18 protein-coding genes are annotated in these 16,487 nt (G+C 73.3%); 7 read left to right on the top strand and 11 right to left on the bottom strand.

Going from position 1 to position 16,487, the window contains the following annotated elements:
• Positions 1–13 precede the first annotated feature (13 nt).
• The gene (locus ACFVGS_RS17960) at positions 14–1,441 is read right to left on the bottom strand and encodes a non-reducing end alpha-L-arabinofuranosidase family hydrolase (RefSeq protein WP_385693003.1); all 1,428 of its coding nucleotides are present in this window, start codon (positions 1,439–1,441) and stop codon (positions 14–16) included.
• 566 nt (positions 1,442–2,007) lie between these two features.
• Here ACFVGS_RS17960 and ACFVGS_RS17955 point away from each other — a divergent pair.
• Together ACFVGS_RS17955 and ACFVGS_RS17950 are read left to right on the top strand one after the other, a co-directional pair.
• Positions 2,008–2,211 (top strand): hypothetical protein, encoded by a 204-nt coding sequence (locus ACFVGS_RS17955; protein ID WP_385693002.1) that lies wholly within the window; start codon positions 2,008–2,010, stop codon positions 2,209–2,211.
• 54 nt (positions 2,212–2,265) lie between these two features.
• Positions 2,266–2,814 carry a hypothetical protein gene (locus tag ACFVGS_RS17950; protein ID WP_385693001.1) on the top strand — a complete coding sequence of 183 codons (549 nt, stop codon included), beginning with the start codon at positions 2,266–2,268 and terminating at the stop codon, positions 2,812–2,814.
• A gap of 123 nt (positions 2,815–2,937) precedes the next feature.
• Here the strand turns inward: ACFVGS_RS17950 and ACFVGS_RS17945 are convergent, their stop codons facing one another.
• On the bottom strand, positions 2,938–3,609 hold the full coding sequence (locus ACFVGS_RS17945; protein WP_384419308.1) for a GntR family transcriptional regulator: 672 nt from the start codon (positions 3,607–3,609) through the stop codon (positions 2,938–2,940).
• 159 nt (positions 3,610–3,768) lie between these two features.
• Between ACFVGS_RS17945 and ACFVGS_RS17940 the strand changes: the two genes are divergently transcribed.
• The 3 genes from ACFVGS_RS17940 to ACFVGS_RS17930 all read left to right on the top strand — a co-directional run bounded on the left by ACFVGS_RS17940 (position 3,769) and on the right by ACFVGS_RS17930 (position 6,570).
• Positions 3,769–4,368, top strand: a complete 600-nt coding sequence (locus tag ACFVGS_RS17940; protein ID WP_384419311.1) for a hypothetical protein — start codon at positions 3,769–3,771, stop codon at positions 4,366–4,368.
• Between the two features lie 88 nt (positions 4,369–4,456).
• Positions 4,457–5,758: a VWA domain-containing protein gene (locus tag ACFVGS_RS17935; RefSeq protein WP_385693000.1), complete on the top strand. Its 1,302-nt coding sequence runs from the start codon at positions 4,457–4,459 to the stop codon at positions 5,756–5,758.
• Complete coding sequence (locus ACFVGS_RS17930) at positions 5,758–6,570, top strand: hypothetical protein (RefSeq protein ID WP_385692999.1); 813 nt, start codon at positions 5,758–5,760, stop codon at positions 6,568–6,570. Before ACFVGS_RS17935 ends, ACFVGS_RS17930 begins: the two co-directional genes overlap by 1 nt.
• 144 nt (positions 6,571–6,714) lie before the next feature.
• On the opposite strand, the gene ACFVGS_RS17925 is transcribed toward ACFVGS_RS17930, so the two are convergent.
• The 5 genes from ACFVGS_RS17925 to ACFVGS_RS17905 all read right to left on the bottom strand — a co-directional run bounded on the left by ACFVGS_RS17925 (position 6,715) and on the right by ACFVGS_RS17905 (position 11,800).
• Complete coding sequence (locus ACFVGS_RS17925) at positions 6,715–7,401, bottom strand: response regulator (RefSeq protein WP_384419319.1); 687 nt, start codon at positions 7,399–7,401, stop codon at positions 6,715–6,717.
• Complete coding sequence (locus ACFVGS_RS17920; protein ID WP_385692998.1) at positions 7,398–8,690, bottom strand: sensor histidine kinase; 1,293 nt, start codon at positions 8,688–8,690, stop codon at positions 7,398–7,400. Before ACFVGS_RS17920 ends, ACFVGS_RS17925 begins: the two co-directional genes overlap by 4 nt.
• A gap of 43 nt (positions 8,691–8,733) precedes the next feature.
• Positions 8,734–9,903, bottom strand: coding sequence for an acyltransferase (locus ACFVGS_RS17915; RefSeq protein WP_385692997.1), 1,170 nt, complete (start codon positions 9,901–9,903; stop codon positions 8,734–8,736).
• Entirely contained in the window at positions 9,896–10,942 is a 1,047-nt protein-coding gene (locus tag ACFVGS_RS17910; RefSeq protein ID WP_385692996.1) for an alpha/beta hydrolase, read from the bottom strand. Before ACFVGS_RS17910 ends, ACFVGS_RS17915 begins: the two co-directional genes overlap by 8 nt.
• Positions 10,943–11,143: 201 nt before the next feature.
• Positions 11,144–11,800, bottom strand: coding sequence for a maleylpyruvate isomerase N-terminal domain-containing protein (locus tag ACFVGS_RS17905; protein ID WP_384419329.1), 657 nt, complete (start codon positions 11,798–11,800; stop codon positions 11,144–11,146).
• Between the two features lie 147 nt (positions 11,801–11,947).
• Between ACFVGS_RS17905 and ACFVGS_RS17900 the strand changes: the two genes are divergently transcribed.
• Positions 11,948–13,081 (top strand): NAD(P)/FAD-dependent oxidoreductase, encoded by a 1,134-nt coding sequence (locus tag ACFVGS_RS17900; RefSeq protein ID WP_384419331.1) that lies wholly within the window; start codon positions 11,948–11,950, stop codon positions 13,079–13,081.
• Positions 13,082–13,307: 226 nt separating this feature from the next.
• Here ACFVGS_RS17900 and ACFVGS_RS17895 read toward each other — a convergent pair whose 3' ends face one another.
• Positions 13,308–13,742 carry a MarR family winged helix-turn-helix transcriptional regulator gene (locus ACFVGS_RS17895; RefSeq protein WP_384419440.1) on the bottom strand — a complete coding sequence of 145 codons (435 nt, stop codon included), beginning with the start codon at positions 13,740–13,742 and terminating at the stop codon, positions 13,308–13,310.
• Between the two features lie 150 nt (positions 13,743–13,892).
• Between ACFVGS_RS17895 and ACFVGS_RS17890 the strand changes: the two genes are divergently transcribed.
• The gene (locus ACFVGS_RS17890; protein ID WP_385692995.1) at positions 13,893–14,258 is read left to right on the top strand and encodes a hypothetical protein; all 366 of its coding nucleotides are present in this window, start codon (positions 13,893–13,895) and stop codon (positions 14,256–14,258) included.
• Between the two features lie 173 nt (positions 14,259–14,431).
• On the opposite strand, the gene ACFVGS_RS17885 is transcribed toward ACFVGS_RS17890, so the two are convergent.
• The 3 genes from ACFVGS_RS17885 to ACFVGS_RS17875 all read right to left on the bottom strand — a co-directional run bounded on the left by ACFVGS_RS17885 (position 14,432) and on the right by ACFVGS_RS17875 (position 16,463).
• A complete protein-coding gene (locus tag ACFVGS_RS17885) occupies positions 14,432–15,202 on the bottom strand; it encodes a hypothetical protein (protein ID WP_385692994.1) in 771 nt (256 codons plus the stop codon).
• 97 nt (positions 15,203–15,299) lie between these two features.
• Positions 15,300–15,938 carry a dihydrofolate reductase family protein gene (locus tag ACFVGS_RS17880; protein ID WP_385692993.1) on the bottom strand — a complete coding sequence of 213 codons (639 nt, stop codon included), beginning with the start codon at positions 15,936–15,938 and terminating at the stop codon, positions 15,300–15,302.
• A gap of 45 nt (positions 15,939–15,983) precedes the next feature.
• Positions 15,984–16,463, bottom strand: coding sequence for a (2Fe-2S)-binding protein (locus tag ACFVGS_RS17875; RefSeq protein WP_384419343.1), 480 nt, complete (start codon positions 16,461–16,463; stop codon positions 15,984–15,986).
• Between the last annotated feature and the right edge of the window lie 24 nt (positions 16,464–16,487).

Genomic DNA, 16,487 nt, shown 5'->3' with positions numbered 1-16,487 from the left:
AGGTGCGCGATGATCAGCGCTGCAGGGTGAGCAGGCCCGGCCGGTACGGCAGTCGCTGGTACGGGGTCCCCTGCGGGGTGCCGGGGTCGTAGCCCTGGTAGAGGAACCGCAGGTTGCAGGGGTCGACGGTCATGGTCTGGTCGGGGCCGACGCGGACCAGGTCACCGTGGCTGATGTCGTTGGTCCAGGTGGCACCGCTGTTGGCCTTGCCCGCGAAGGGGCTGCTCTCGTTGCCGGCCTGGAGGGTCCACGGGCCGTTCAGGCCGGAGGCGGTGAACGAGCGGAAGTAGCGGTGCTCGTTCGCGCCCCGGGCCTCGACGATCATGAGGTACTGGTTCCGGCCCTGGACCTTGTAGACCTCCGGCGCCTCGAACAGGTTCTTCGCCGTGTCGCTCATGACCGTCGTGTACGACGAGCCGAAGCTGCTCGGGAAGTTCCCGATCGGCATGGTCGACTGGTAGATCTTGCCGTTGTCGTCGGCGAAGAAGAGGTGCATGTTCTGGTCGTCGCCGATCAGGGTCGGGTCGATGGGACCGGACTCGGGGAGGCTGCCCGTGAACAGCGGTTGCGGGGCGGACCAGCCGTTTGGATTGGTCGGGTCGCTGGACGTGCGGTAGGTGAAGGGCCAGGCGGTACCCCACCCGTTCGAGGCCAGTACCCAGACGTTCTTGGGCGCGAAGTAGAACAGTTTGGGCGCCACCGCCAGTCCCTGGCTCATCCCGGTCTGGGTGGCCGTCGCCATGTCCGACCAGTTCGTGAAGGGACGGAACGCCATCGCGCCCCACGACGAACCGTCGGATGTGGTCGCGTAGACCAGGTTCTGGCCGTTGTACGGCACGGTGGTGAAGTCCTTCAGCGCGACCCACCCGTTCGCCGGCTGCGCCAGCGGACCTGTCGAGGTCCACCGGTACGTCGACGGAAGGGAACACGTGTTGCCCGGCTCGGACGGACCGGTCCACTTCTGGTTGCTGCCGCCGTTGCAGTTCCACAGCTGCACCGCGGCGCCGTTGGCCGTACCGGCACCCGAAACGTCCAGACAGAGCCCGGACTCCACGGCGAGAACCGTGCCGTCGGCGTTGACCCGCCACTGCTGGTTCGTACCGCCGTTGCAGCTCCAGATCACCGGCCGGGTCCCGGCCGTGGTGGCGTGGCCCGGAACGTCCAGGCACTTGTCGCCGTACACGGTCAGCCGGTTGTCGTCCGTCAGGGTCCACCGCTGGTTGGTCCCACCATGGCAGTCCCAGATCTGCACGTTCGTGCCATCGGTCCGGCCGGCGCCCGGCACATCGAGACACCGGCCGGAACCGACACCGCGTAAGGCGCCGCTGGTGGCCGCCTCGGCCGGGCCGGCGACGAGCATCGCAGCCAGCGAGACCAGGGCCGCAAGCACGGCGGGGAGCGCCAGGGACGGGTGTCCGCGGTGGAGTCGGCGTCTGCGCATGGTGACTTCTCACATCCTCGAGTAGGCGGTTCGAGCGCTGCCGGCGGGACGAGTGACAGGGTGCCCAGCGGGGCGAGCAGCGTTCTGACCGTTCCGTTCCACGCATCCTCAGGACCCCGGCCGTTCCGCGCGGTCGACCCGCTGCGCCGGAGGGCCTGATTGTTCGAAATGACGAACAGTGTGCGGCACTTCGAGCAGAAGATAGATTTCGGGCTGAGGTTCCGTCAACGCTTTCGACGAGTCACATTTCCGGCGCGTTACACCCCGCCCGGATAACAGAAATCCGGGGACCTCACACAAGTTGACCTGAATAAGGCGTGCCGTTACGTTCAGCGCCCGTGTTCGGCAATTCGACCTGTTCGGTATTTCGGTTACCTGCTCGTGTCGATGGTTCCGGGCCTCGGGTGAATGCCCGTCAGGGGGCCGTAAGGGAAAGACCTCTGCCCTTGCCCGGGGACGCGGCCGTACACCACGCGACCGGCGTACGGCCGCGTGTGCCCCGAGGGGTGACGGTGCGGCGGCTCCGTCCGGAGGACGGTCCGGCGCTCGCCGCGACGGACCCCTCCATGAGCTGGATCCAGGCCACGTGGGGCGGTCCGACCGGCCTCGCCGCCCGTGGCAGAGCCGCCACCTGGAGCTGCTCCCCCGACGACCGCGCCGGCCGCCTCCTGGCCTGGACCTCCGGCTTCCGCCTCGTCCGCGAGTACGTGCACCACACGACCGGACCCATGGCCGTCAGGAACCCGTCAATTCTGCGGGTTGCCGCGTAAGTACGGCGTCGGGGCTCGGTGGCGCGGCCCGCCCGCAGGCCTAGCGTGAGCTCCATGGAACCGCCCCGCCGTTTCGCCCGTCCCGTACCGGACTCCCCCGGTGACGTGCTCTCGGATGTGGGATGGCCGGCCGAGGCCAGGTCCGCCGTCGGATGCGCCGCCCTGCTGCTCGCGGCATCGCTGACCGTCGAGGCCGGCACGCACGGCCTGACCCCGCTCCGCACTGCCGGATTCATCGCTCTCGCCTCGGTGATGCTGGTGGTCCTGCTGCCGGCGCGGGTCAGCGCCGCGCCGGACTTCCTGATCGTCCGAGGTCTGTGGGTGACGAGGACGGTCCGCACGGACCGGCTCGCGGCACTCGCCTGGCCGACCGGAGGCACCGCCCAGCGCGTGATCCTGAGGGATGCGGGAGGCGGTCGAGCCGAAGTCGACCTGCGTGTCCTGACAGCCAACCCGGCGATCTGGCTCCGGCTCGAGGCCGGCGCCCGTGCCTCCCTGCAGCGCGGCACGCTGAGCCGCGCCACCAGCGATCTGGCCCGGCTCTCCCTCCACATCCACCGTGAGACGGCCCGCTCCGTCCTGAAGGTGTCAGGGCTGGACTAGATCCTTCTGCCCGTCGGGCGCGAGGGCGGCCAGCCCCGCCGAGTCGACCGCGACCAGCCCACGAGCACCGGTGAGCCCCGTCGGCCGCGCCGGTCGTGCCGGGCGGGCTCTGCCGCCCCGGTCTCAGTCCTCGAAGAGGAGCCGGAGCGCCACCTCGCGGTAGTGGCCGACGTGGTGCAGGGCCAGGTGCTGGGCGGCGTCCGCGTCACCCGCGCCGATCGCCTCGTAGAGCAGCCGGTGTTCCTCCCACAGCGGTCCGGGCTCGTCGACCTGCTGGAAGAGCCAGCGGAGCCGGCCTTCGAGGGATTCGAGGGTGGTGACGAGGAGTTCGTTGCGCGACATGCGCACGATCTGCGCGTGGAAGGCGGTGTTGGCACGGGAGAGCCGTTCGGGTCCGCCGTCGTCGGTGGCGGCCCGGGCCTCCGTGAGGAGCCGGCCGAGGGTGTCGAGTTCGGCCTCCGTCCGGCGCTCCGAGGCGCGGCGCACGGCGAGCACCTCGAGGGCCTCGCGCATGTCGAAGAGGTTCTCGACGTCCTGCCGGGTCATCCGGCGGACGACGATACGGCGCTGGGAGACGGCCTGGAGGAAGCCCTCGCCGATGAGGATGCGGATCGCCTCGCGGACGGGGACGCGGGAGACGCCGAACTCCTCCGCGACGTCGCGTTCGACCAGCCGGTCGCCCGGCTTGAGCCGCCCGGTGATGATGCGGTCGCGCAGCCCCTCGCAGACCTGGTCGCGGAGCCAGCCGCCCGCGCGGGCGGGCGCGGTGGGGTCGGCCTCCCGTGTCCCGGTCATGTGTCCTCCCGGTGTCGATCACCTCACGGTATGCCACCCGAGCGGCGGCTCCGGTTCCGGGTGGTGGGACGCCCGTCACGATCCACTTGACGTGGACACAAGAGCAACTTAGCTTCGCCTTACCTTACCTCCGTTTCCGTCGCCCGAGAGACCACCGACATGCCGAGAACCCTGCCGCGTCCGCCCCGCACCCCAGCCCTCAGCGCGGACGCGGCAGCCACCGAGGAACCCCTGCCCCGCCTCACGCCCGGCTGGCTGCTCACCGCCTTCGGCGTGCTCACCGCGGGATTCCTCACGGCCTGCCTCTGGACCGCCGGGCACGTGCACGCCGACGCCACGCTGCAGAACACGGCCCGCTTCCTGCACGTGGCGAGCCTGGTCGCCGGCCTCGGCTCGGTGCTCGCCGTCGACTGGCTCGCGGTGCTCTGGCTCAGCGGCCGCCGGCCGCTCGCCGCCGTCCTCGACACGGCGTGCGCGCTCCAGACCCCGATCTGGGCGGGGCTCGGCGGTCTCACGGTCACCGGCCTCTTCCTCCGCCCCGACCTGGGCTCGCCGCTGACGCTGGTCAAGCTGGGCCTGGTCCTCGCCGTCACCCTCAACGGCCTCCACGCCCACCGCCTCGGACAGCTCCTGGATCGCTTCCGGGACCACGCCCAGGTGCCCCGCCGGCTCCTCGTCCGCTCCGCGGCCGCGGCCGGGATCAGCCAGATCGGCTGGTGGGGAGCGACCCTGATCGGCTACCTCAACAGCCGGTCCTGACCGCCGGTCAGCAGCCCTCCTCCGCACGTCTCCCGCCGGGCCCGCACCCGGTTTTGGTTCTGCGGACGATCATCCCTACGATCCTCCGATGATCACGAGAAAACGGCTGGCGACCGGGGCCTGCGCACTGCTCGCCGCCCTGACCGTCGGGCTGCTCCCGGCCACCGCCACCCCCGCCACCGCCGACGACGGACCCGTCGCCGCGGACACCGCCAAGGAACCGCCCAAGGTCGAGCTGGTGCTCGACGTCAGCGGCTCGATGCGGGCCCGCGACATCGACGGCCAGTCCCGCATGTCCGCCGCCAAGCAGGCCTTCAACGAGGTCCTGGACGCCGTCCCGCAGGAGGTGCGGCTCGGCATCCGCACCCTCGGCGCCGACTATCCCGGCCAGGACCGGCAGCGGGGCTGCAAGGACACCCGGCAGCTCTACCCGGTCGGTCCGCTCGACCGGACCGAGGCCAAGACCGCCGTGGCCACCCTCGCGCCCACCGGGTGGACGCCGATCGGCCCCGCGCTGCTCGGCGCCGCCGAGGACCTCAAGGGCGGTGACGCCACCAAGCGGATCGTGCTCATCACGGACGGCGAGGACACCTGCGCCCCGCTCGACCCGTGCGAGGTCGCCCGCGACATCGCGGCCAAGGGCATCCACCTGGTCATCGACACCCTCGGGCTCGTCCCCGACGCCAAGACCCGCCGCCAGCTGATGTGCATCGCCGAGGCCACCGGCGGCACCTACACCTCCGTGCACCGCACCAAGGAGCTCTCCGGACGCGTGCGGCAGCTCGTCGACCGCGCCGCCGACCCGGTCGTCACGCCCGTCGCCACCGACGGCGCCGCGCGCTGCGCCGACGCACCGACCCTCAAGCCCGGCCTGTACACCGACCGGCAGGTCATCGGCACCCACCGCTGGTACCGGGTCGACGTGCTGCCCGGCCAGGAACTGCGCGCCTCGGTCAGCATTTCCGCCGACCGCGCCGTCCACGACGACTACGGGGTGCTCCTGCGCGCCGTGACCCTGCACGGGCGCGAGATCGTCCGCGGCTCCGAGGCCGGCGACGGGCGCACCGACGTCATCTCGACCGGACTGCGCTACCCGAAGAAGGAGGACGAGGAGGCGATGGACGACGACACGAAGTCCGCCGCCGAGACCGTCTGCCTCCAGGTCAGCAACTCCTTCTCCGCTCCCCCGTCGGTGAAGACCACGCCCGGCATGCCCGTCGAGCTTGCGATCGACGTCGTCGACGGTCCCGGCTCCGCCTCGGACGTCGCCTCCTTCGGCCTCGGCCGCGGCTGGTGGCTGCTCGGCGCCCTGGCGCTCGCCGGGTTCCTCGGCGGCCTCGTCTGGGGCTGGCTGTCCCGCTGGCGCATCGCTGTCTGGAGGACCCACTGATGCGTACCGTACGCAGACTTCTCACCGCCGTCGCGCTCGCCGGCGCAGCGCTGCTGGGCCCGGCCGCCACGGCCGGAGTCGCCGACACCGCGACCCCGACGCCGAGCGGCACCGCGAGCGGCGACGCCGCGGCGCAGGCCGGACCGACCGAGGCCGGCACCTCCTTCCGTACCGCCGCCTTCTTCCGGCAGGAGCAGCAGGCCACCGCGCAGGCGTCCACGGGTGACTACCTGTACTGGGTCTTCCCCGCCGACACCGGTCAGCGGCCGACCGTCACCGCCACCGTCACGCTCCCCGAGGCCGCGCTGCGGCACGGCTCGTCGACCTGGCGGATCGACGTCTACGACGGGCTGCGCAGGCGTCAGCCGTGCATGTACGGCATGCAGTCCCGGGTCGCGGCCAAGGAGGCGGCCACGGTGGAACTGGCCTGCACGCTGCGGCCGGTGCGGGCCGCGGCCGACACCTGGTCCCAGGACCCGCTGCCGGGCAGCTATTTCATCCGGCTCACCACGACCGCGCTGCCCGAGGAGGACTCGGGCCAGCCGTTCTCGGCGCGGATCGCGGCGACCTCGCGTGACATGGGCGGGGCGTACGCGACGGACGGCGCGCTCGCCGTGCCGCTGGTGCCCGGGGCGACGACGCCGGAGACGGTGGAGGCCCGGGCGCCCGAGGACGGCTGGTCCTCCGGCTGGTGGTCGGACCGCTGGCTGTGGACCGCCGCCGGCGGCGTGCTGGCCGCGCTCGCGGGCATCGGCGGCTACGTCCTGACCCGCGGCTCGGGCCGTCCGTCCGGGGTCCCTCCGACCGCCTGACCGCCTGACCGCCCGGACGCGTGACCGCGTGCGGCGTACCCGGCCCCCTGTCGCTCCGCCGACAGGGGGCCGGTCCGCTTCTCGCCGTCTCTTCGCGTCGTGGCGTCTGGAGCCGTGGCGTCCTGGCATCGTGGTGTCCTGGCGTCAGCGTCCGCCGGGCCGGACCAGTCCCGTCTCGTACGCGTGGACGGCGGCCTGCGTGCGGTCGCGCAGCGACAGTTTGGTGAGGATCCGGCTCACATAGGTCTTCACGGTCTGCTCGGCGACCACCAGCCGGGCGGCGATCTCCGCGTTGGACAGGCCGTGCGCGATGAGCGTGAGCACCTCGGTCTCGCGTTCGGTCAGGGTGCCGACGCGGTCCTTCAGCGGGGCGCGCGGGCCGTCGCTCAGCCGGGCGAACTCGGCTATCAGCCGCTTGGTGACATGGGGCGCGAGCAGCCCGTCGCCGCGGGCCACCACCCGTACCGCCTGGGCGAGTTCCTCGGCGGACGCGTCCTTCAGGAGGAAGCCGGAGGCGCCGGCGCGCAGTGCCTCGTACACGTACTCGTCGAGGTCGAAGGTGGTGAGGACGAGGACCTTGACGGTGGCGTCGGCCGGGGCGGTGAGGAGCCGGGTGGCCTCGATGCCGCCGGTGCCGGGCATGCGGATGTCCATGAGGACGACGTCGGGGGCCAGTTCGGCCGCCTTGGCGACGGCGTCGGCCCCGTCGACGGCCTGGCCGACCACCTGGATGCCGGGCTCGGCGTTCAGCAGGACCGTGAAGCCCTGCCGGACCATCGCCTGGTCGTCGGCGATGAGCACCCTGATGTCGCCGGTGCCGTCGTGGGTCATGGACCGTCCTTGGGGTCGAGGGGCGCGGGCAGGGTGGCGGTGACCTCCCACCCGCCGTCGGGCGTGGGTCCCGCGGCGAGTTCCCCGCCGAGCATGGCGGTGCGTTCGCGCATGCCGAGCAGTCCGTGGCCGGGTTCCCCGCCGGGGCCGGCGGGCGCCGGGCCGGGCGGGCGGGCCGGGGCCGTGTTGGTGATCCGTACGGTCAGTCCGCCGCGGTGGTAGTGGGTCCGCACCACGGCCCGGGCGCCGGGCGCGTGGCGCACGGCGTTGCTCAGGGCCTCCTGCACGATGCGGTACGCGGAGAGTTCGGTGCCAGGGGAAAGGGGCCGGGGCTCGCCGTGCGACTCGGCCGTCACGTCGAGGCCGGCGGCGCGGACGTTCGCCAGGAGTTCGCCGAGCCGCTCCAGGGTGGGCTGCGGCGCGTGCCGTACGCCCGCTGCGGCGTCGCCGGCCGCGCCGTCGCCGCGCAGCACGCCCAGGACGCGGCGGAGTTCGGTGAGCGCGTCGACGGCGTTCTGCCGGATGCCGGCCAGGTTCTCGCGGAGCTCGGGTGACGGGTCGGCGACCAGGTGGGGGGCGACCTGGGCCTGGATGGAGATGACGGACATGTGGTGGGCGACGACGTCGTGGAGCTCGCGCGCGATCCGGCCGCGTTCCTCCAGGAGGGCCCGGCGGGCGCGTTCCTCGGCGGTCAGTTCCTCCTGCTCGACGAGGCGGGTGCGGGAGACGCGGGCCGCGCGCAGGGAGCCGCCGATGACGGTCGCGGCGGCGAAGGCGACGGCGCCCTGGGGAAGGGTGACCAGTCCGGGTACGGGGTGCGGGAGGACGGCGCCGATCCCGGTGAGCAGGGAGATCCCGAGCGCCGCGACGGCGGCGGTGGGACGCACCCGCAGGGCGAGCAGGAGCAGCACCAGCGTGTGGAGGGCGATGGCCGGGACGCTCCACGGCCGTGCGCCGCCGAAGACCGACGAGGTCAGCGCGGCGGTGAGGGCGAGCGCCGCCGTGGAGACCCACAGGGCGGCGGCGGGCCGGCTGAGCGCCAGGACGGGCGCGGCACTCTGGAAGACGACGAGCAGGGAGACGGCGGCGGTGGCGGGCTGCATGAGGCTCTCGTGCTGGTTCTGGTCCCAGATGCCCATGAGGACGCAGAACAGCACGATGTGCCCGTGGGCCAGCCGGCCGAGGTGGCGGTGGCGGGGCAGCGGGTCGCGGCGCCCGGGCCGCAGGTCGGCGCGTATGACGCCGGGCGCGGCGCGCAGCGCGCCCTCCCACCGTGCCGTGTCCCTCACCGCAGCGTTCCCCCCGCTGGTTCCGTCGTCCTGAAGCCACAGCCTAGGCATGTCGGGTCTCCGTCCTTCTCCCGGGCCGCCGCTGCGGGGCGCGGGCCTTGCGGGTGGTGCGTTCGTACGCGTGGAAGGCGGCGACGCAGACGAGCAGCGCGCCGGCGAACAGCGGGAGCCAGCCGAGCCGGGCCAGGACCCAGTCGTGGCCGTCGGGGACGGTGTGCAGTCCGGTGAGCGGTGGGAGGCCGAGGCGGTCGGCGGTGAGCAGTCCGCCGGCGGTGACGGCGATCATCGCGGTCTGGTGCCACAGGAAGACCGTCACCGCACCGAGGTTGAGCGCGGCGACGGCCGCCCACGCGACGGGCCGGCGCAGGGCGCGGCGCAGCGGGCCGAGCAGCAGGACGGCCGCTCCGCACTGGGCGAGCCCGAAGGTGACGGCCGCCAGCGTGGGCGGGTTGAGGTTGGAGACCGGGGCTCCGGGCACGCCGACCATCGCGCCGGGGTAGCCGGCGAAGGCGACCAGGAGGCCCGTCGCGCCGGCCCCGCCGAGCAGCAGCGTCCAGGCCGCGGCCGGAGCGAGCGGACCGCGGCGGGCGAGCAGGGCGCCGAGGCAGTACGGCACGAGCCAGCCGGCGGGGACGTTGAGCCCGCCGAGCCAGGACGGGCCGTCGAAGCCGAAGCGGATCACGTCGACGTGGAGGACGACGGCGAGCGGCCACAGCGGGTGCACGCGGGCGACGAGCGGTGTGGCGGCGGTGAGGGCGGCGAGGACGAGCAGGAACCACAGCGGTGACAGCACGAGCTTCCCGAGCGTGTACACGGTCTGCCACGGCACGCCGCAGCCGAGCATGACGGTGCTCGCGACGGTCCAGACCGCGAGCAGCGGCACGACGGGCCGGAAGAACCGGCCGAGCCGGGCGGCGGTCCACCGACCGTGGCTCTCGCCGCGGGCGCGGGCGGCGGTGTGGCCGCGGGCGGCGACGTACCCGCCGACGAGGAAGAAGACCGCCAGGGTCTGGAACACCCAGGACACCGCGGTGATTTCGGGCAGGTGGCCGAGCGGGCTCTCGACGTGCAGGGTGCCGCTGTCGGCGACCAGGGCGGTGACGAGCCAGTGGCCGAGGACCACGCCCAGGATGGCGAGGGCGCGCAGGGCGTCGAGGGCCCGGTCCCGCCCGGGCGGGGTGGCGGCGCTGACGCGGCGGACGACGTCACGCATCGGCGGGCTCCTGCCCGGCGACGATACGGGCGAGGTTGCGCAGCGGTACGGATCCGGGGGCGAGGTAGTCGCTGTGGCCGCCGTCGCCTGCGGCGAAGCGCCGGGCGCCGAAGGCCGGGTCCACCGGGTCGGCGCCGAAGCCGAGTTCGGTGCCGGGAAGCAGCGGGACACGGACGTGCGGCACGTCGGCGACCCAGTCGCCGCTGGAGCGTCCGGCCCAGACGGCGGCCCGGGTGCTCAGCGCGGCGACGTCGTCGGAGCCGGTGCCCGGGCTGCCGTAGAGGACGATCGCGTCGGCGGTCGTCCCGGCGGCGGCGCGGGCGCAGACCACGGAGCCGTAGGAGTGGCAGAGCAGGGTGATGCGGGCGGCGGGCCGGAGCCGGCGGATCTCTTCGACGAAGGAGCGGAGCCGGGGTGCGGCCTGGTCGGCGCGGCCGGGTGTGAGGGAGGCGGTGCCGGCGGTGGCGGGCGGCCGGTAACCGAGCCAGGCGAGCACGGCGGCAGGGGGCCCTGGCGTACGGCGAAGGGCGTCCTGAAGGGCGACCGCGCCGGCCCGGAGGCGGTCGTAGTGGTCGAGGCCGGTGTCGGCACCGGGGACGAGGACCGCGATCCGCTCGGCGCGGGCCAGATCACCGACGACCTCCACGGCGCGCCCGCCGTCCCGCCCGTCGAACGCGAGGAAGCTGCGCCCCGGCCCGGCCATCGTCCGCAGCGAGGCCGCCCGGCCGTGCGCCCCGTAGGCCTCCGCGGTCCGCGCGGCGGCAAGCAGAGCCGTCCGCTGGTGGGCGTACCGCGCGTCGAGCTGTGCGGCCTGGGCCGACGGCCCGGTGGCGGTCAACGGGACGGCGGCCACGGGCTCGGGAGCCGGCACCTCCCCGGGCCCGGCCGCCCCCGCGACCGGCACCGCGACGGCGGCGGTGACGAGGGCGGCAAGCAGCGCACGACGGAGACGGCCGGCACGAGGGGCGTCGTCTGTCCGCGGGGCGTCGCCTGTCCGGCGGGCGCGGCCTGTCCGTGGGGCGCGGGCGAGGGACGCCATAAGGCGATTCCTTCCGTAGGGGTGTTCGTTCCGCTACGGAAGCTATGAAGCGCGCTGTGTGGTCGGCGTCCCGCCGAGGAGCCAACCCCGCGCGTAGCTCTCAGGTATGACGGGTGCTCGACGAGGGCCGGCCGGTGCCGGCACGGCCGGCTCGCGGGGTGTGCGACTCGCCCCGCGCCGGGTGTCCGGGAGCGGTACGGGTCAGCCGAGGGAGAGCGGGAGCCGTACGTTCGTCGTGGCCAGGGCGGCCTGTGCGCGGGCGCCGGGTGTGCGGCGACCGGTGGCCACGAGCAGGGTGTCCGTGTCGGACAGTGCGGCGGGCAGCGGCGTGCCGACGATGCGTTCGAGGAGGTCGCGCGCACGGGCCAGGCTCTCGGCGGGCGGGCGGGGCGCCCCTGGCAGGTGGGCGACGAGGTCGAGGTGGTGCAGCGTCCATTCCAGGACGTAGGCGGAGAGGTAGTCGGCGACGGTGAGCACCTGGCCGCGCGTACCGACCGTGAGAGCCGGGTCCGCGAGGAGGGCGGCGCGGCCGGCGGCCGAACCCACGTCGTCGAGGTGGAACTTCAGGAGTGCGGGGTCCTGGTAGGCGGCGGCGAGCCGCACGGTCAGCGCGTCGAGCGGGTCGTCACCGGTCGGCGGCGTGTCGGAGACGTCCCAGTAGCCGGCCGCGTCGCGGGTGGGCGCCGTGCCGGCGGGCGTCGCGAGCGTGATGAGGACGTCCTGAGCGTCGATGACGAGGTGGCACACCAGGTCGCGGACGAGCCATCCGGTGCAGCCGGAGGGCCGGGCGAAGTCCTCGTCCGCGAGTCCGGCGACCGCCGCGCGCAAGGCGTTCCATGCCTGTGAGAAGTGATCCACCGTCGCAAGTTATCAGCGCCACCGCCTCATGACCGCGTTTTCCGGCCAGGCCTGATCGGCCATCACTTTACAGTTCGTGAAGCGAACTACTAATGTTCGTGTCACGAACTAGGTAGCTCTTCTTTCGTCTTCCGAGGGAGTATCCCCATGTCTGGAATCGTCGCGGTCATCGGTGGCGGCTACGGCGGCGCGGCCGTCGCCAAGGCACTCGACGCGGAGCCCGCGGCCGAGGTCGTGCTCATCGAGCCGAAGGACGCCTTCGAGCACGCGGCCGGCTCGCTGCGGGCCCTGGTCCGGCCCGACTGGGCGCCGAACATCTACTTCCCCTACGACCGGCTCCTCGAGCGCGGCCGCGTGGTGCGCGAGCGCGCCGCCGCCGTCGACGCCCATGGCGTCACCCTGGCGTCCGGCGCCCGCGTGGCCGCCGACCACATCGTCATCGCGACCGGCTCCGCCTACCCGCAGCCGGCCAAGTCCGGCCTCGACTCCGCCGCCGAATCGCTCGCGGCACTCCGCGAGACCCACGAGGAGCTGGCGTCGGCCGATCGCGTCCTCATCGCGGGTGCCGGCCCGGTCGGCCTGGAGCTCGCCGGCGAGATCACCGCGGTCTGGCCCGAGAAGCACGTGATCCTGGTCGACCCGGCACCCGGGCTGTTGCCCGCCTTCGCCCCGGAACTGCGCGCGGACCTGCTCTCCCAGCTGGCCGCACTCGGCGTGGAGCTGCGCCTCGGCACCACGCTCGCCGAGCAGCCCCCCGCCGAGCCGGGCCGGGCGAAGACCTTCACGGTGACCACCACCGACGGCGCGGAACTCACCGCCGACATCTGGTTCCGCGCCCATGGCGTCCACGTCCGGAGCGGGTTCCTGAGCGGGGCCCTCGCCTCCGCCCGCACCCCGGAGGGCCGCGTCCGGGTCGACGAGTACCTCCGCGTCGAGGGACAGGAGCGGGTCCACGCGGTCGGCGACATCACCGACCTCGCCGAGGCGAAGATGGCCGGATACGCGATGCAGCACGCCGAGGTGGTCGCCCGCAACATCGCGTCGGCCCTGCGCGGCGAGCGGCCCACCGCCGTCTACCGGCCCTCCCCCGTGCCCTCGGTCCTGCTGCCGCTGGGCCCCACGGGCGGAGTGGGTCAGGTGCCGTCCCCGGAGGGGCCGCAGATCCTTCCCGCCGAGGCGGTCGCCCAGTACAAGGGCGCGGACCTGTTCACCGGCCGCTTCGTCGAGCTCTTCGGCACGGCGCCGGTGGCGACGCCCGTCGCCGCTCCCCGTCAGCGGTAGTCGTCGGGGTGGCCCTGCATCCAGGACCCGGCGTGCGTGCAGCTGTCGTTCAGGGCGGCCTGCAGTCGCGCGAACGCGTCACGGACGCCGGCTCGGGCGGCGCGGTCTCCGGCACCTCCGGCGAGGCGGAGCCGCCGGACCGCGACCCGGCCGTCGGCACCTCGCTCGACGGCGCCTCGCTCGCCGGCGCCGCCGGACCGGCGGCGGAACTCGTCGCGCCGCCGGATCAGGCGCCCGGTTCGGCGAAGACGACGGGCACCTCGTTGTCCAGGACGACCCGGGCGAGCAGCTCCGCGAGCCGGTCGCGCTCGCCCGGTTCGAGCCCCGAGGGCAGCAGGTCGATGCGACGGCACGTCTCCTCGTAGAAGGCGTCGGCGATCCGCCTGCCCTCCTCGGTGAGCACGATCCGCACCGCCCGCCCGTCCTCCGGATCCGGCTCGCGCCGCACCAGCCCGCGCTGCGCGGTCCGGTCGACGAGTCCGGTGAGACTGGACTTCGCGAGGCCCAGGACCGCGCCGAGCTCGCCCATCCCGTACGGCATGGGCATCAGCACGCACAGCAGCTGTCCCTGCTGCGGCGTGATCCCGTACTCCCTGCTCGACTCCGCGTACACCGCGTTCACCAGAAACGAGGTTCGCACCAGTGCGGCGACGACTCCCATTTTCTCATCCGTGGACTTCCCCATCGGCCCAGAATACGCCACGGGAAAGCGTCGCGAACTTCACGCGAAGCAGGAAATTCGCCCCACGAACTAGGGATTCTCCACTAGGCTCGCCATGGTCACGACCACGATCGGACGAGGGGGTACGCCATGCCGTACGAGACCGGCGCGAAGGTGAGACTGACCAGGGACGTGCAGGTCACCGGGAACGACACGACGGCCGGGGCCGGCGGTCCCGGCCCGCTGTTCCTGGCCGAGGGCCTGCAGGGCGTCGTCACGGGCTCGGCGAGGGCCGCCGGCGGCATGGCCCAGGACGCGCTCGCGAGCTTCGACCAGCAGGTGAGCGGCCAGCGGTTCGACGGCTTCACGACCGCCCTGATCGGCGACCTCCGTCAACGGCTCATCCAGCAGGGAGCGTTCGACGCCGTCGTCGGCGACCGGATCGGATACCGGGTGCGCTTCGAGAACGGGTTCGTTCTCGACGGCCTTCAGGAGGACTGCCTGACCCGGGCCTGAGACCTGCCGCCGCCTCGCCGGCGCGCCGGCGGGGCGGCGAGGGGGCCGGACGCCGATGGCGCCGGGGACGTGTTAGAAACGCGGGGGGGGCACGGCCAGAGGACCTTTGCGGCGCCGCGCCCCGGGCCGCCCCCCCCCGGGCGCGCGGCCGGGGCGGCGAGGCGGCCGGACGCCTATGCCGCCGGGTACGTGATCGAACCGAGGGGCGGGCACGGCATGAGCACGTTGCCGGCGCCCGGCCGTTCGACGAAGGCCCTGGCCTCCGCGGCCCGCAGGCGCCGGGAGTCCAGGTCGTCGGCGTGCCGGGCGTCGGTCAGCGCACGGTCGAGGTCCCACGAGTCGTCGATGAGACTCAGGCTGACGTTGCCGGAGCTGCGCTGGAACTCGGCCGCCAAGGCGGCCCGCTGGAGCCCGGTCTGGACGGCGGCGAGATCCATACGGGTGGCGAGGACGCCGAGGGTGTGCGGTGCGCGGGTCGGCAGGGGGGCCTGCGGGAGCGGCGACACCCCGGTGTCGAGGCGGCCGAGGTTGTCGACGCTCGCCGTCTGGGCGTCCCTCACCGCGATCTGCATCTCCTGGTGCAGCCAGAACAACTCGTCGAGGTCGGCCTGGGTGACGCGCATCCGCTGGTACAGGGCCTGGAAACGAGGATCCCCGTGCAGCGGACGCAGAGGGGCGACGTGGAGCGCCACGCAGTCGCTGTAGCCGGCCGCGACCGCCGCGTCGAGGTGGAAGACCGCCCGGTCGGGCTGCCCGTGCGCGGCGGCCAGGCCGCCGAGGTTCACGTGTCCCGCGGCGACGAGCCAGGTGCCGTCGGGTCCGAGCGCCGTGGCGCGCGCGACGACGTCCTGGAGGCCCGGGGCCGCCACCGCGGCGCCGTCGGTCAGGAGCGTCACCAGCACTTCGTGCAGACGGACAGTCAGCGAGTCGACGCTGTCGGACATGGCTCTCCTCGGTCCTCGTCGGTGAAGAACGACAGGGGTGCGGCCGTCAGTGGCGACGACTCCCGGGAGGAGGACGGACGGAGGGGGCGAGTGGTTCCTACTCGCCCTCAGTTGTTGTCACTTGTCGCTCTTCGATCCGCAATGCCGCTCGTTCCGCGCCCCCGGCCGTCCCGCGCTCGCGCTCGTACCTCAGCAGCACCACCCCGTTGCCGAAGGAGCGCGTCCGCTCCAGGCGCAGGGAGGCCCCGGTGTCCGTGGGCGGGAAGAGCGGGGTGCCGCGGCCGATGAGGACGGGGTCGACGTAGAGCTGGTAGGCGTCGATCAGGTCCAGCTCGCGGAAGGCCGCGGAGAGTTCCGCGCCGCTCAGGGCGAGATCGCCGTCGGCGGCCGCCGCGAGGGCGCGGACCTCGTCGGCGTCCACGCGGGACACCACGGTGGTGTTCCAGTCGGCCCGCTCGAGCGTCGTGGAGTAGACGACCTTCGGGGTCGAGCGCCAGATCCCGGCGAACTCCCGCATCGCGGGTGTGCACTCCGGGTCGGTGTCGGCGTTAGGCCAGAACTCGGCCATCAGCATGTGCGTCCGCCGTCCGCTGAGGAACCCGCCCATGGCGGCGAGTTCCTCGTTGAGGTGCCGGTGGAGCTCCTCGTCGACGCGGTGCCAGCTGATGTCGTGGTCCTCTCCCTCGATGTAGCCGTCGAGGGAGACGGTGGTGAACTGGACGATCTTTCCCGGCACGGGCGGCACTCCCCTGGTTCACGGAGGCCGCCCGTCACACCGGTTTCAGGCCATGCGGCGGGCGCCCTCCTTGATGGCCTCACGGATACGGTTATAGGTGCCGCAGCGGCAGATGTTGCGGATCTGGTCGAGGTCGGCCTCGTCGATCTCCCGGCCGGCCTCGTGGGCGCGCCGTACGGCCGCCACGGCGGTCATGATCTGGCCGGGCTGGCAGTAGCCGCACTGGGCGACGTCGATGTCGAGCCAGGCCTCCTGCATCGGGTGCAGGTCCTTGCCGACGGTGCCGGGCAGGCCCTCGATGGTGGTGACCTCGTCGTCGTCCGTGAGCTCCTTCACGGGGACGGAGCAGGGGGTGAAGGCCTTTCCGTTGAGGTGGCTCGTACAGGCCTTGCAGACGCCGACGCCGCATCCGTACTTGGGTCCGGTGACGCCGAGGACGTCACGGAGCACCCAGAGCAGCCGGACGTCGTCCTCGACGTCCGCGGTGACGGCCTTGCCGTTGAGGATGAAGGTGTGCTGGGGCACGGTGGCTCCTGTTCTGCGGTGCGC

Source organism: Streptomyces sp. NPDC127114 (assembly GCF_042677525.1).
Lineage (GTDB): Bacteria > Actinomycetota > Actinomycetes > Streptomycetales > Streptomycetaceae > Streptomyces.
The sequence above is the reverse complement of the archived record's forward strand: the minus strand, read 5'-3'. Positions and strand labels throughout refer to the sequence as shown.

What these genes read in the sequence shown, in the direction of transcription:
- ACFVGS_RS17890 (WP_385692995.1), top strand. Translation starts at nt 13,893, where the DNA reads ATGCCGTACGAGACCGGCGCGAAGGTGAGACTGACCAGGGACGTGCAG.
- ACFVGS_RS17910 (WP_385692996.1), bottom strand. Translation starts at nt 10,942, where the DNA reads ATGGCGTCCCTCGCCCGCGCCCCACGGACAGGCCGCGCCCGCCGGACA.
- ACFVGS_RS17945 (WP_384419308.1), bottom strand. Translation starts at nt 3,609, where the DNA reads ATGACCGGGACACGGGAGGCCGACCCCACCGCGCCCGCCCGCGCGGGC.
- ACFVGS_RS17940 (WP_384419311.1), top strand. Translation starts at nt 3,769, where the DNA reads ATGCCGAGAACCCTGCCGCGTCCGCCCCGCACCCCAGCCCTCAGCGCG.
- ACFVGS_RS17900 (WP_384419331.1), top strand. Translation starts at nt 11,948, where the DNA reads ATGTCTGGAATCGTCGCGGTCATCGGTGGCGGCTACGGCGGCGCGGCC.
- ACFVGS_RS17915 (WP_385692997.1), bottom strand. Translation starts at nt 9,903, where the DNA reads ATGCGTGACGTCGTCCGCCGCGTCAGCGCCGCCACCCCGCCCGGGCGG.
- ACFVGS_RS17950 (WP_385693001.1), top strand. Translation starts at nt 2,266, where the DNA reads ATGGAACCGCCCCGCCGTTTCGCCCGTCCCGTACCGGACTCCCCCGGT.
- ACFVGS_RS17955 (WP_385693002.1), top strand. Translation starts at nt 2,008, where the DNA reads ATGAGCTGGATCCAGGCCACGTGGGGCGGTCCGACCGGCCTCGCCGCC.
- ACFVGS_RS17960 (WP_385693003.1), bottom strand. Translation starts at nt 1,441, where the DNA reads ATGCGCAGACGCCGACTCCACCGCGGACACCCGTCCCTGGCGCTCCCC.
- ACFVGS_RS17925 (WP_384419319.1), bottom strand. Translation starts at nt 7,401, where the DNA reads ATGACCCACGACGGCACCGGCGACATCAGGGTGCTCATCGCCGACGAC.
- ACFVGS_RS17885 (WP_385692994.1), bottom strand. Translation starts at nt 15,202, where the DNA reads ATGTCCGACAGCGTCGACTCGCTGACTGTCCGTCTGCACGAAGTGCTG.
- ACFVGS_RS17930 (WP_385692999.1), top strand. Translation starts at nt 5,758, where the DNA reads ATGCGTACCGTACGCAGACTTCTCACCGCCGTCGCGCTCGCCGGCGCA.
- ACFVGS_RS17935 (WP_385693000.1), top strand. Translation starts at nt 4,457, where the DNA reads ATGATCACGAGAAAACGGCTGGCGACCGGGGCCTGCGCACTGCTCGCC.
- ACFVGS_RS17895 (WP_384419440.1), bottom strand. Translation starts at nt 13,742, where the DNA reads ATGGGAGTCGTCGCCGCACTGGTGCGAACCTCGTTTCTGGTGAACGCG.